The sequence below is a fragment of the Kaistella sp. SH40-3 genome (assembly GCF_030686865.1).
Taxonomy (GTDB): domain Bacteria; phylum Bacteroidota; class Bacteroidia; order Flavobacteriales; family Weeksellaceae; genus Kaistella.
In genome coordinates, this window is record NZ_JAQYUS010000005.1 from 57,351 (window position 1) to 71,002 (window position 13,652).

At 34.2% G+C, this 13,652-nt stretch carries 11 protein-coding genes and 1 tRNA gene; 7 read left to right on the forward strand and 5 right to left on the reverse strand.

Translation table 11 applies throughout. The features are described from left to right. The first annotated feature begins 4 nt into the window (after positions 1–4). Positions 5–1,015: a M28 family metallopeptidase gene (locus PUH65_RS09435; protein ID WP_305519752.1), complete on the forward strand. Its 1,011-nt coding sequence runs from the start codon at positions 5–7 to the stop codon at positions 1,013–1,015. Positions 1,016–1,368: 353 nt separating this feature from the next. Here PUH65_RS09435 and PUH65_RS09440 read toward each other — a convergent pair whose 3' ends face one another. After that, complete coding sequence (locus tag PUH65_RS09440; protein WP_305519753.1) at positions 1,369–1,929, reverse strand: AraC family transcriptional regulator; 561 nt, start codon at positions 1,927–1,929, stop codon at positions 1,369–1,371. A 609-nt stretch (positions 1,930–2,538) separates the two neighbouring features. On the opposite strand from PUH65_RS09440, the gene PUH65_RS09445 reads away from it, so the two are divergent. Together PUH65_RS09445 and PUH65_RS09450 are read left to right on the forward strand one after the other, a co-directional pair. Then, positions 2,539–3,015, forward strand: a complete 477-nt coding sequence (locus PUH65_RS09445) for a Dps family protein (protein WP_305519754.1) — start codon at positions 2,539–2,541, stop codon at positions 3,013–3,015. A 138-nt stretch (positions 3,016–3,153) separates the two neighbouring features. After that, the gene (locus PUH65_RS09450) at positions 3,154–3,642 is read left to right on the forward strand and encodes a hypothetical protein (RefSeq protein ID WP_305519755.1); all 489 of its coding nucleotides are present in this window, start codon (positions 3,154–3,156) and stop codon (positions 3,640–3,642) included. 81 nt (positions 3,643–3,723) lie between these two features. Here the strand turns inward: PUH65_RS09450 and glk are convergent, their stop codons facing one another. The 3 genes from glk to uvrA all read right to left on the reverse strand — a co-directional run bounded on the left by glk (position 3,724) and on the right by uvrA (position 7,963). Beyond that, a complete protein-coding gene (gene glk, locus PUH65_RS09455; protein WP_305519756.1) occupies positions 3,724–4,812 on the reverse strand; it encodes a glucokinase in 1,089 nt (362 codons plus the stop codon). 157 nt (positions 4,813–4,969) lie between these two features. After that, positions 4,970–5,041: transfer RNA gene (locus PUH65_RS09460), tRNA-Arg, on the reverse strand. Positions 5,042–5,179: 138 nt separating this feature from the next. Next, complete coding sequence (gene uvrA / locus PUH65_RS09465; protein ID WP_305519757.1) at positions 5,180–7,963, reverse strand: excinuclease ABC subunit UvrA; 2,784 nt, start codon at positions 7,961–7,963, stop codon at positions 5,180–5,182. Between the two features lie 253 nt (positions 7,964–8,216). On the opposite strand from uvrA, the gene PUH65_RS09470 reads away from it, so the two are divergent. The 4 genes from PUH65_RS09470 (at position 8,217) to PUH65_RS09485 (ending at position 13,301) form a co-directional block, all read left to right on the forward strand. Beyond that, positions 8,217–8,933, forward strand: a complete 717-nt coding sequence (locus PUH65_RS09470) for a DUF2490 domain-containing protein (RefSeq protein WP_305519758.1) — start codon at positions 8,217–8,219, stop codon at positions 8,931–8,933. A gap of 100 nt (positions 8,934–9,033) precedes the next feature. Further along, positions 9,034–10,164 (forward strand): DNA polymerase III subunit beta, encoded by a 1,131-nt coding sequence (gene dnaN, locus PUH65_RS09475; protein WP_305519759.1) that lies wholly within the window; start codon positions 9,034–9,036, stop codon positions 10,162–10,164. Between the two features lie 161 nt (positions 10,165–10,325). Further along, positions 10,326–12,728: a phenylalanine--tRNA ligase subunit beta gene (gene pheT, locus PUH65_RS09480; RefSeq protein WP_305519760.1), complete on the forward strand. Its 2,403-nt coding sequence runs from the start codon at positions 10,326–10,328 to the stop codon at positions 12,726–12,728. A gap of 135 nt (positions 12,729–12,863) precedes the next feature. Then, positions 12,864–13,301 carry an META domain-containing protein gene (locus PUH65_RS09485; protein ID WP_305519761.1) on the forward strand — a complete coding sequence of 146 codons (438 nt, stop codon included), beginning with the start codon at positions 12,864–12,866 and terminating at the stop codon, positions 13,299–13,301. A 72-nt stretch (positions 13,302–13,373) separates the two neighbouring features. On the opposite strand, the gene PUH65_RS09490 is transcribed toward PUH65_RS09485, so the two are convergent. Next, positions 13,374–13,616: a hypothetical protein gene (locus PUH65_RS09490; RefSeq protein ID WP_125022841.1), complete on the reverse strand. Its 243-nt coding sequence runs from the start codon at positions 13,614–13,616 to the stop codon at positions 13,374–13,376. Positions 13,617–13,652: the final 36 nt, after the last annotated feature.

Consider the following 13,652-nt stretch of genomic DNA (forward strand, 5'->3'; position numbering starts at 1 on the left):
AAACATGAATAATTCTAAGTATTTTATACTTCCTCTGGCTTTTGCGCTTTTGCAAAGTTGTGCCGCCAATCTTTCTTATTCGGGTTCGCCATTTAAGAAATCGTATGAATCAATTACATCTGACGAACTGAAAACCCATCTCTATATCGTTGCTTCCGATGAAATGGAAGGTAGAGATACGGGAAGTGAAGGGCAGAAAAAAGCCGGACGATATTTGATTGAACAGTATCAGAAAATGGGTGTTTCTCATCCAAAATCGATGAGTTCTTATTACCAAACTGTGCCGAAAGAAGCATTAAATGGAAGAAGAGGAAGTTTACCTGAATCAGAAAATATTCTTGCTTTTGTAGAAGGTTCAGAAAAACCAGAAGAGGTAATTGTGATTTCTGCACATTACGATCACGTCGGAATGTCGAATGGGGAAATCTACAACGGAGCCGATGATGACGGAAGTGGAACTGTTGCACTTTTGGAAATTGCAGAAGCCTTTCAAAAAGCAAAAAAATCTGGAAAGGGTCCTAAACGTTCGATCTTGTTTTTACATGTTACGGGTGAAGAGCACGGACTTTTAGGTTCGAAATATTATGCAGATCATCCGATTTTCCCGATGGCAAATACGGTTGTAGATTTAAATATTGACATGATTGGAAGATGCGATCCGGGAAATTGTGGTAAAGATTATGTCTATGTAATTGGTTCGGAAATGTTGAGTTCTGAATTAAAGAAAATTAATGAACAAGCCAATAAAGAAACCGTCAACTTAGAGTTAAATTATAAGTATGATGATCCTAATGATAAAGATCGTTTGTATTATAGATCAGATCATTACAACTTTGCCAAAAATGATGTTCCGGTGATTTTCTACTTTGATGGGATTCATGAAGATTATCATAAACCTACTGATACACCTGATAAAATAGATTATGTTGCATTAAAAAAACGTACGCAATTGGTTTTCGCAACGGCGTGGGAATTGGCGAATAGAAAGGACAGGATCTTGGTTGATAAAAAATAAGAGGTGTTGAAATAGTTCTCTTTTTACTGATATTAGTTAATTCATTTATTTTTATACGAAGATTATTAATGAACATTTTAATAAAAAATCATTTATAATGAAGGTCACAATGATTTGAAATTAGATACCAAAACTTTTTCTTTAATCGTAAATGCTGACAAAATGATATTGGTTAAAACTGCCGAATTTCATTAATTAAAAGATGGACAAAACTTCAGAGTTTCAGGTTATCTTTAAGATGATTAATGTATTATATAACAAAAACGAAGACCATATTTATTTCATAAATGCGATTAAGAGAAGAAGGAGGGGTTTTGAAGAATGGTTTTTTTTTGGATGTTTTTTCTTTTAAACTATAAATCCTCTAAATTTCTCAGTCTTTTTTGTTTCAAACCTTTAAAATAAGTTGGCGTAAGACCGGTAATTTTTTTGAATTGATTTGATAAATGGGCAACACTGCTGTAATGAAGTTTGTAGGAAATTTCGGTAAGATTCAGTTCGTCGTACAGTAGAAGTTCTTTAACTCTTTCAATTTTGTTCAAAATAATATACTGCTGAATGGTGATTCCCTTCACTTCCGAAAAAGTATTGGCTAGATAAGTATAATCGTAGCCCAGTTTTTTGCTGATGTAATCTGAATAATTCACTTTGGGGATTTCATCAGAATAATGAATCATTTCAATGATAATGGCTTTTATTTTTTCAATGATGATGTTCCGCTTATTGTCTAGAAGTTCGAGGCCAAATGTTTTAAGGTTTTTACTCAATTCTTCCTTCTGGAAATCAGAGATATTTTCCTTAATCTCAATAGTACCAAGTTCTACATTTACACAATGAAGACCAATCTTTTGCAGTTCTTGCTTCACGATCATTTTACAGCGCAAACTGACCATATATTTGATGTATATGAACATGTTTTCAGGAAATTACTTTTTCTAAATAAAAGGGAAATAGAATCATTGTTAAAATCTTTTTCAATTTGATTTTTCCCTATTGATTATGTAATTTAAAGATACAAAAATCAGAATAAGTCGTAACTGTTTTTTTTATTCTATACATGTGCAGTTAATAGGGATAAATTCCATCGCTTATAAAAAATCAAAAGTAAATTGATATTTAAATTATTTGGTTTATCAAGGTATTACGCCAAAAAATAAAATTTAAACTCATTAAACAAGCAAACAATTTTTTCCGGAGAATTTACATTCATTATGAATTCTATTTTATTTAATCACTCCCATATTTTCGCGAGTGAGAAAAATGTAATTTATAAATCATATTGTATAAAATAATTGAGAAATACAATATTAACTTTATCTATTAATTTGATCAAAAATACATCATGATTCCATACGACCCGTTTTGGATGATTTTACACCTGCAATATATTTGCTAATGGTATATCGCAAAAGAGATCAATACTTTTAATTTAATAACAGAAAATTAAAACGTGAAAATTCTACAGCATAGTAAGTTTCTATTAAAAATAAAATAATGAAAGATTAATTTAAAAATAAAACAAAATGAAAAATGCCAACATCGGAATTTCCGAAGAAAACAAACAAGTAGTTTCAGACCAATTGTCAAAAATATTGGCCGATGAATTTCTACTTTATTCCAAAACATTGAATGCTCATTGGAATATTGGAGGACCTGATTTCCATACCGCACACGTTTATCTGGAAACACTTTACAATCAACAACAGGAAATCGTAGATACCGTGGCTGAAAGAATCCGTGCAATTGGACATTATGTTCCGGCACAACTAAGTAAATATCTGCAACTGACCCATCTTTCCGAACAACCACTTGATAAGAATGATAGCCAATCACTTTTTGAGGAATTGTTACATGATCACGAAAGTATCATCATTTTTTTAAGAGAAAATATAAAACCGATGGCAGACAAATTAAAAGCAGAAGGAATCAGCGATTACATTACAGGTTTGATGGAATATCATGAAAAAACTGCTTGGATGCTTCGGGCTCATTTAAACTAGAAATAGGTTGAACTCAAATTTTAAAACTATCCTTATTGAAAGGAAAAAGAGATATGATATTCGATATAAAGAGTTTTGCTCAGTCATAAAAAATCAATTAATTTTTATAAAATGAAAAAATCAATTTTAATCTTAGTAATGCTGGTATTGGGTTTTCAATGCTATGCGCAAGATGTACTTTACAGTGCCAGTTTAAAAAAAGGTGATGTTCCAGCGGTTGTCCTTAAATCCATAGAAGCGAATTTTCCCAATTATGTTGTAGAAGAATATAATGCAGTTCCCGTAAAATACGTTGGGGGAAATGTGTATGTTGATAAGGATGTAGATCTTTCAGATGTCGACAGTTATCAAATAGTGATTTCTTCTAATGGAAGAAGACTTGTCGCTAATATGGATGACAATGGTAAACTGATGAGCACGATAGAATATGTAAAAGATATGAAAGTACCTGGCAATATTTCTAGTGCTATTGCTGCAGCATATCCTGGTTGGATGGTTGATAAAGACAGTTATCATATGACTAATTACGCGAACGGAAAGAAAATCGAACATTACCGATTTCTTTTAACCAAGGATGGAAAAAAACAACGGGTTCATACTGATCTTAAAGGGAATATTATAAAGTAAAAATCAGCATCTATCGTTATCAAAATTTACGGTAGATATTGAAATAAATATAAATGACCACATCGTTAAATTACTTAAATCCTATTTCTCAAAGGGTTTAATGATTCCCATTGCGGCATAATAGGCAGCACCAATTAAAGCGGTCTTATCATTGAGAACTATTTTCACTGGAATTGTTTTCAGCAAATGTTCCATACGGCCGATGTTGATAAAGTTTTTGTAAAACTCTTTTTTATCGATTAGTGAAAGGATTTTTGGCGCAATTCCGCCGCCGATATAGATTCCGCCGGCTGCTTTCGTTTTTAAAGCGAGTTGGGATGCTTCTATACTCAAGAATCTTAGAAAAAGTTGAAGGGTTTCAGCACAGATGGAATCTTTGTTTTCTAGAGCAGCACGAGAAATTACTTTGGGAGGATCTTCATTTTTAAATTGTTTCGTAAGCCAATCGGGTTCTTTTTCGTTTTTGGAATGTCTTAAAAACTTATAAATATTTTCAATGCCATGTCCTGAAACAAGGCGTTCCCAACTAACATGGTCAAATTTCGTTTTTAAATAGGTCCATAATTCCATATCCAATGGATTGGTCGGGCTGAAAGAGCAGTGTCCACCTTCGGTAGCAAACGGATGGTAATGCGACCCGTCCCAATACATTCCTGCTTCACCCAGGCCTGTTCCGGGAGAAATAATTGCGGCATTGCCTTCCGCTTTTAATCCTTCAGTCAGGATTTCAAAATCTGCATCTTCAAGTGTTGAAAGTCCGTAAGCATTGGCTTGCAAATCATTAATGAGCACGATACGTTTAATATTTAAATCAACTTCTAATTTTTTAGCATCGATTTCCCAAGCAAAGTTAACTCCTTGAACTTTATCACCATCTACCACACCTGCAACTCCTAAACAGGCACAATCAATTTTAGACAATTCATCTCCGTGAAAACTCCCCATTGCTTTTACAAAAGAATTGTGATCACTTGTTGGATAGCGTTGTTGTTTAATTGAAATCAATTTCCCTTTTTGAATTTGAAATAGTGCCATGTCGGTTTTGGTTCCGCCAATGTCTGCGGCTAAAACTAATCCAGATTCAGGTAACCGATTTTTTCTTGAAGGATAGGCCATTGGTAATTTCGCATCTGAAATATCAGGTAAGCAAATTGATTTAAAATTCTCCATTTTTCATTATTTAGAAATTAAACACATGTAGAGTAGAGTATCGTAAAGATGGTTTAGATTTGCGAGAGTTATGTTATATTATTGAAGTTAATGTTATATAAATGATAGATTAACTTTCAGTAAAACTTATTAAATATCTTAATTGATAGTTGTTTTGTAGCCTCACTGGGAATCGAACCCGGATCTAAAGTTTAGGAAACTTTTGTTCTATCCGTTGAACTATGAAGCCGAAAGTGAATTCAAATTTAATACTTATCTAGGAAAAATTCTTTCTAAAATTTTTTTTTCTGACCAAAAAAGCCACCTCCGAAAAGTTGGCTTTGATATTTAATACAAGGGGTCTATAATTTTTATTACTTCGGACTTCCTACAATTTCTGTTTCAAATATTTCCCCGTATGCGATTTTTTATTATTCACCAAATCTTCGGGAGTTCCTTCAAAAACAACTTCGCCACCGTATTTTCCGGCTTCCGGGCCGATGTCGATAATGTAATCTGCGGTTTTGATAATATCGGGTTGGTGTTCAATAACGATTACTGAATGTCCAAGTTCTATTAAGGCCTGAAGGGATTTTAATAATTTATTAATATCGTGAAAATGCAAACCTGTTGAAGGTTCATCAAAAATAAATAATGATTTATCGGTCGTTGCGCCTTTTACTAAAAACGAGGCTAACTTTACTCTTTGTGCCTCACCGCCGGAAAGGGTAGAGGAACTTTGGCCCAATTGTAAATAGCCCAAACCAACGTCCTGCAAAGGTTTTAGTTTGGTAACAATTTTCGGCTGCTCATTATCTTTAAAAAACTCCAGCGCTTCGTCAACGGTTAAATGAAGAATATCTGAAATGTTCTTTTCGTCGAATTTAATTTCGAGGATTTCGTTTTTAAATCTTTGTCCTTTACAGGTTTCACATTCCAATTCAATATCAGCCATAAACTGCATGGATACGGTAATTACACCTTCACCTTTACACTCATCACATCGTCCGCCATCCACATTAAAAGAAAAATGTTTTGGCATTAAACCCTGCATTTTTGCCAGTTTCTGTTTTGAGAACAAATCACGAATATCGTCGTAGGCTTTGAGGTAAGTCACCGGATTTGAACGCGAAGATTTACCAATCGGATTCTGATCGATGAGTTCAATATTTTTAATGAGTTTCGTCGGGAAATCTACAGAATCGTAATTGCCCTTTTTTCCGCCCATTCCCAGTTGAATCTGAATGTCATTGGTCAAAATTTCTTTCATTAAAGTAGATTTTCCACTTCCTGAAACTCCTGAAATTACGACCAGACATTCCAGCGGAATATCAACATCAATATTTTTCAAATTATTTTGTCGAGCGCCTTTAATATGAATCCATTCTTTTGGTTTACGACGGCTTTCCGGAACTTTTATTTCTAATCTTCCAGTCAGATATTTTGAAGTTAAAGTGTCTGCATTTTCGAGTTCATCAAAGTTTCCAGCGAACACCAATTCGCCACCAAGATACCCGGCTTCCGGACCAATGTCGATGATGTAATCTGCGGCTTTCATTACGTCTTCATCGTGTTCAACAACGATTACGGTGTTTCCTAAATCACGAAGACTTTTTAAAACTTCAATTAAATTTTCAGTGTCTCGGGAATGCAGACCAATCGAAGGTTCATCTAAAATATAGATCGATCCAACCAACGAACTTCCGAGTGAAGTCGCTAAATTAATACGCTGACTTTCCCCACCAGAAAGCGTATTCGAGGTTCTGTTAATGGTTAAATATCCCAAACCAACTTTATCCAAAAATTCTAAACGCGTCGTAATTTCGTACAGCAAACGTTTTGCAATTTCAGCATCGTGTTTGTTGAGTTTTAATGATTTTATTAATGGTAAAAATTCATCTAAAGGCAATTCAATCACCGACTGAATATTATGTCCGTCGATTTTTACCCATTTTGTTTCTTCGCGCAAACGCAAACCTTCACAAGTCGGACAAAGCGTTTTTCCACGGTATCTGGAAAGCATAACGCGGTATTGAATTTTATACAAATTCTCCTCCAGCATTTTGAAGAAATTATTAATTGAAGGAAAATCAGAAGTTCCATCTCCTTTCCATAAATAGTTTTTCTGCTCCTTTGTTAACTGATGATAAGGCTTATGAATAGGGAAGTCTTTGGCTTTTTTAATGAAACTTCTTTTCCATTCGCTCATGCTGTCGCCTTTCCAACTCGCCACGGTTTCTTCAAAAACGGATAAATTTTTATTGGGAATCACCAGATCTTCATCGATGCCAATTACTTTTCCGTAACCTTCACATTCCGGACAAGCACCGTAAGGATTATTAAAACTGAAGAAATGAACATTTGGTTCCATGAATTCCATTCCATCCAATTCGAATTTGTTGGAAAATTCTGTAATTTTCCCGGTCTCAATATTTTTTAAAGAGCAATAGCCGCGACCTTCATAAAAAGCCATTTGAATAGAATCTGCCAATCTCTGTAAGAAACTTTCGTCCTCTTCATAACTGAAACGGTCGATCACCAATTGAATTTCCATATCGGCTTCAGGTACAAAACCGAAACTTTCTAAATCCTCGATTCCTGCTACATTTCCGTTGACTTCTAATCTCGTAAAACCGGATAGTTTTAAAGTATTGACTTGCTCCGTAAATTTTTCAACATCAAATAGTAGAGGAGTCGTTAAAAGAAAAGTCTGGTTTTCATTTTTTTCAATGAAAGTAATAACATCGGTTACCGAATCCTTCTTCACTTCATTTCCCGAAACTGGCGAAAATGTTCGTCCAACTCTGGCGAAAAGCAGTTTTAGATAATCATAAACTTCCGTAGAAGTTCCAACGGTTGAACGTGGATTCGAAGAAATAACTTTCTGCTGAATCGCAATTGAAGGAGCCAAACCTTTAATATCATCAACTTTTGGCTTTTCTAATTTACCTAAAAACTGTCTTGCGTAAGAACTCAAACTTTCCACGTAGCGCCTTTGTCCTTCAGCGTAAATGGTATCGAAAGCGAGCGACGATTTTCCACTTCCCGAAACTCCCGTGATTACGATGAGTTTGTTTTTAGGAATCAGAACATCAATATGTTTCAGATTATTAAGATGCGCATTTTTTACAAAAAGTTGTTTCTTAATATCGATATCTGTGGGTGTAGTCATTATAAAATTTAAAGGCTACAAAATTACGGAATTTTTAAGAGAAATTTCCTGAAGATAATTTGGAGTTCCGGATATTTTTTGCAATATTTGTTTCAACAAATAAATGTAGTAATATCATGAGAAAAATTTTGAATGATCTGATTACACATTTGATGAAATTAAGATAAGTTTTAACTTTAATCTTCAAAAGGAATGCAGCGCTTCGGTGTTGCATTTTTTTTGATTACACTTTTTTTTCTTTTATTTTTGCAAGATGTCAAAACGGATTCTTCTACTTTCCACTTCTCTTTTTATGCTGAATTTATCAGCACAGAAAGAATCGATTTCCAGTTATAATGTGATTACGGTTAACTATAAGCATAATAAGAAAATATTCGCTTATGCCGAAGGTCAGTTGCGTGGTATTTCAGATTATTCTTATCCGGACTATTATGAAATTAAAGTTGGTGTCGGTTATAATTTGACCGAAAATCACAAGCCTTTAATCGGAATTGGAAGATATGTAAACTACAAAAACCATTCTTTAGAAAAAGAAGAATTTCGGGTTTGGTTGCAAGATATTTACGATATTAAGGTCGGCAAATTTAAATTCGAAAATCGTTTTAGAGCCGAAAAAAGTTGGTTTTATAATAGTTTGAAAGATGAACATTCTGATCGGATTCGTTTGCGTTATCGACTTAATATTTCAATGCCTTTAAATGCAGATAAAGTTGCACCTGGAACGCTTTCAGCCATGGCTTATGATGAAACATTCTTCGTTGTAACTGATGATCCATTGTTTGCAAGAAATCGGGTTTTTGGTGGATTTTCTTATCAAATTGATAACAACTTTGCGATTACTTCTGGGTATCTTTGGCAAAGAGAATTTGCTAATTCGGGCAATAAAAACTTACATTTTATCTACCTCGGCTTATCTGTAAATATCGATCGCACAAAATCACAGAAAAAAGACTTGCCAGATCTGGATTAATGTTGGTAACTTTTTCACGGAAACAGTTTTTATCACCCAAAATATTGCATTTTTTAGGGTTTAATTTATATATTTGTGAAATTAATAATAATTGATTTTTATGAAATTTATTGTTTCAAGTAGTGAATTACAGAAAGCCTTACAGACAGTGAGCGGAGTGATCTCCAATTCTCAGTCCCGTCCAATTTTGGAAAACTTTTTGTTTGAAATCGAAAAAGATATACTGAAAATTACCGCTTCGGATGGTGAGACGACTTTAATTACTTCCTTGGATGTGAAGTCTGACGTTGAAGGTAAGATTGCAGTTCCCGCAAAAATATTTCAAGAATTTGTGAAAACTTACGGTGACCAACCTTTAACGCTTTCTGTGAAAGATGCTGAAGATGGAAACGGAAAGTTGCTCGAAATTTTGGATGAGAAAGATAACTTCGCAGTGGCACTAGATCACGCAGAAGATTATCCGGAAATCCCTGAATTCGATGCGGCTCAAAGCGTAACGATTTCTGCAGGTATCTTATCTGAAGCATTAAATAATACTTTATTTGCAACCAGTAATGATTCTCTTCGTCCAGTAATGACGGGAGTTTTGTTCCAATTCAAAGAAGATGAAACCAATTTCGTTTCTACCGATTCGCACCGTTTAGTGGTTTATAAAAGAACCGACTTAATGAATGCTGAACCAGTAGAATTCATTATGCCGAAAAAACCTTTGGCAATTTTCAAAAGCATCTTAGCATCTTCTAACGAAGAAGTTTCTATTGAGTTTAATGAAAATATGGCGAAGTTCACTTTCGGAAATAATATCTGGATCTGTCGTTTAATTGATGGAAAATATCCAAATTATTCCGCGGTTATTCCAAAAGAAAATCCAAATATTTTAACGATTAATAGAACTCTTTTATTGAACTCCATTAGAAGAGCCTCGATTATGTCGAACAAATCTACGAACCAGGTTCGTTTCAAATTATCAGGAAATATTCTTCATTTGCATGCAGAAGATACTGAGTTTGCAAACAAAGCAGATATGCAGATTCCTTGCGATTACAACGGAGAAGATATTAATATCGGTTTTAGTTCTAAGTTTTTAACGGAAATGTTATCCGTACTTTCTGCTGATGATATTACCATGAAAATGTCTCAACCAAACAGACCGGGAATTATCGAACCAGTTGATGGTTTAGAAGATCAAGAAAAATTACTGATGCTTTCAATGCCGGTTATCGGAATGTAAGAAAAACAGTTTTAAATAATTGCACTAAATATTAATTGAGATTCAAAGTTTTTGAATCTCAATTTTTTTTTAACCTTCAAAATCACGATATTTGCACCTTTCCGGTTTCAAGGTCTTTATTAATGAAATCGAAAATATAACATCTGAAATTTACGACAGAAATGAAAATCTCAAACAACTGGCTGAAAGAATACATAGACACTGATATCAAATCTGAAAAGATTGGCGAATTCCTGACCGATATTGGTTTGGAAGTAGAAGGAATCGACCCTTTTGAATCGGTAAAAGGAAGTTTAGAAGGAATCGTTGTTGGGAAAGTTTTAACTTGCGAACAACATTCCAATGCTGATAAATTAAAAGTAACAACAGTTGATGTTGGATCTGGAAAAATCTTAAATATCGTTTGTGGAGCGCCAAATGTTGCAGCCGGACAAACTGTTCCTGTAGCAGTCGTTGGAACGAAAATTTACGGAAAAGACGGAAGTTCGTTTGAAATTAAAGAAGCCAAAATTCGTGGTGAAGTTTCTCAGGGAATGATTTGCGCAGAAGATGAACTGGGCTTGAGCGATGATCACGGCGGAATCATGATTTTAGATGAAACGAAATTTGAAGTAGGTAAAAACTTCGCAGATTATTTTGATCTTACCAACGATAAAGTTTATGAAATCGGTTTAACGCCAAACCGAACTGATGCGATGTCGCATTACGGTGTTGCCAGGGATTTGAACGCCTATTTAAGTACGCATCAACTTGCTTCTACCTTTGAAAAAATGGTTTCTCAACCTTTAAATAATGAAGGAACTACCGATTTTCAAATTGAGGTTGAAGATTCTGAATTGTGTCCAAGATATATCGGTGCAGTGATCGAAAATGTGGAAGTAAAGCCGTCTCCGGATTGGTTAAAAAACCGTTTGAAAGCGATTGGATTAAGTCCGATTAATAATATTGTAGATATTACGAATTATATTCTTCACGGTTTTGGTCAGCCGCTTCATGCTTTTGATGCTGATAAAATTGCAGGCAAAAAAGTAAAAGTTGGAGTGAGTGAAAAAGGAACAAAATTCACCACTTTAGATGGTGTTGAAAGAACGTTGAACGGAACCGAAATCATGATTAAAGACGGCGAGAATAACCCAATGTGTATTGCTGGTGTTTTCGGGGGACAGACTTCTGGAGTTTCTGAAACTACGAAAACCATCTTTTTAGAAAGCGCTTATTTCAACCCGATTGGAATTAGAAAAGGCGCGAAATTTCACAGTTTAAATACCGATGCTTCTTTCCGTTTTGAACGCGGAGTTGATCCAAACATGACCAGAACTACGCTGACTCATGCCGTGAAAATGATTGCTGAAATTGCTGGTGGAAAAATGGTTGGTGAACTTCTAGAACATTATCCTACAAAAATAGAAGACCATTATATTATTCTTCGTTTTTCTAAAGTTGAACAAATTTTAGGAACGAAAATTCATCAGGAGAAAATTAAAGAAATTCTGAAGTCTTTAGAAATTACCGTTTTAAATGATATTCAAAATGGATTAGAAATTTCTGTTCCTGCATACAGAGCCGATGTTACGAGAGAAATCGATGTTATCGAAGAGATTTTAAGAATCTACGGGTACAACAAAATCGATTCTCCGCAGAAAATTTCTTTTACACCGGTGAAATTAAGTTTTGATGATCAGGATGCTTTGGAAAATGCTTGGGCGAGAACTTTACAAAGCAATGGTTTCAATGAAGTGATGAACAATTCTTTAACTTCTGTAAAAGACGAAACTGATGCGGTTCGTTTGTTAAATCCATTAAGTGGAGATTTGGCATTTATGAGAAAGTCTTTATTAGAAGGACTTCTGGAAAATGCAGATTATAACATCAAAAGAAAAAATCAAAATATTAAGTTCTTTGAATTAGGTAAAATCTACCACAAAAAAGGAACCTATTTAGAGAGAAAACAACTTGCGATTTTGGTTACAGGAAGAGATGAAGCAGAAAACTGGTTACAGCCAAAATCTACTACTGATTTCTATAGATTAAAATCTTATGTGAAAGTTCTTTTAGACGCACTTCCGGTTTCAATCGAAGAAAAATCTTTAGAAGATGCACGTTTTTCAGATGCAATTGAATTATCAGCAAATGGAAAAACCGTAGCGAGATTAGGAAAAGTTGCTCCGGAATTATTGAAAGATGCGGATATCGAGCAGGAGTGTTTCTATGCCGAAATCGAATTGGAAGTTGCTCAGAGTTTCAGAACAAAAGAGAATTTGAAATTTAAAGATATTCCGAAATTCAATAAAACCAGAAAAGATTTGGCTTTATTGATCGATAAAAATGTGACTTACGCTGAACTTTATAAAGCAGCCAGAAGCAATCCTTCCAAATATTTAAAGAATATTAATTTATTTGATGTTTATGAAGGCAAGAACCTTCCGGAAGGCAAGAAGTCTTATGCAATGAGTTTTGAATTATTAAACGAAGAAAAAACTTTAGAAGATAAAGACATTACCGAAGTGATGAATTCTTTGATTAAAACCTTCCAGAAAGAATTTTCTGCGGAGTTACGATCTTAATTTTAAAATTTAAATAAAACCTAAAAAGCATTTCTGAAAAGAGATGCTTTTCTGTTTGTACGGAAGAGATTAAATCCTGCAGCAAGTCATTAAATCAATATATTTACTTAAATTTACGGTATTAAAATTTTAAAAATGAAAGCAATTCACTTCCCACAGAAGAATATTTTCAGAAATATTTCCTTAGCGATTTTTACGGCTGCAACGATTGTTTCCTGTTCAACCATGGCAACTTCCAAATCAAAAGTTGGAACACCACAACCGAATATCGCAAATACGCAATGGACTTTAGCCGATAATGTAAAAGGTAAAAAGCCGACTTTGATGATTGAGTCTGCAAGAATTACCGGTAATGGTGGCTGCAATAATTACTTCGCCGATTTAATGATTGACCGTACTGTTGGAAATTTTTCAACCAAAAATATTGGTTCTACAAAAATGGCGTGCGACAATATGAGCGAAGAATCTAATTATTTCAGTATGCTCGGTGCTGCAACCAAATATGTGGTGAACGGAACTACTTTAGAATTGTACAAAGACAATCTTTTATTGTTGAAATTTAACAAGTTATAAATTTTAATTCAATAAAAATTGACATAAAAAAAGGAACTCAAATTTGAGTTCCTTTTTTATTTTTTTTGCTATCTATTCTTCGTCTTCTTCTTCATCATATTTAGCGAGTTCTTCGTCGCACCATTTGAAAGCTGCTTCGACTACTTTTGTAGCTTCGTCTGCTACTGTTTCTTCGTCATCTCCTTCTAGATCGTCGAACCATTCTACTTCCTCTTCCTCAACATTCAAAACAAATCTTGGGTATTCGGTGTGAACTACGAATAAATCTTCAGGAAAATCTGAATTGTCTGCTAATAAAAACTTTGGTAATTTCATTTTCTAATTGTTTATAACTGCGTCAAAGATAATAAT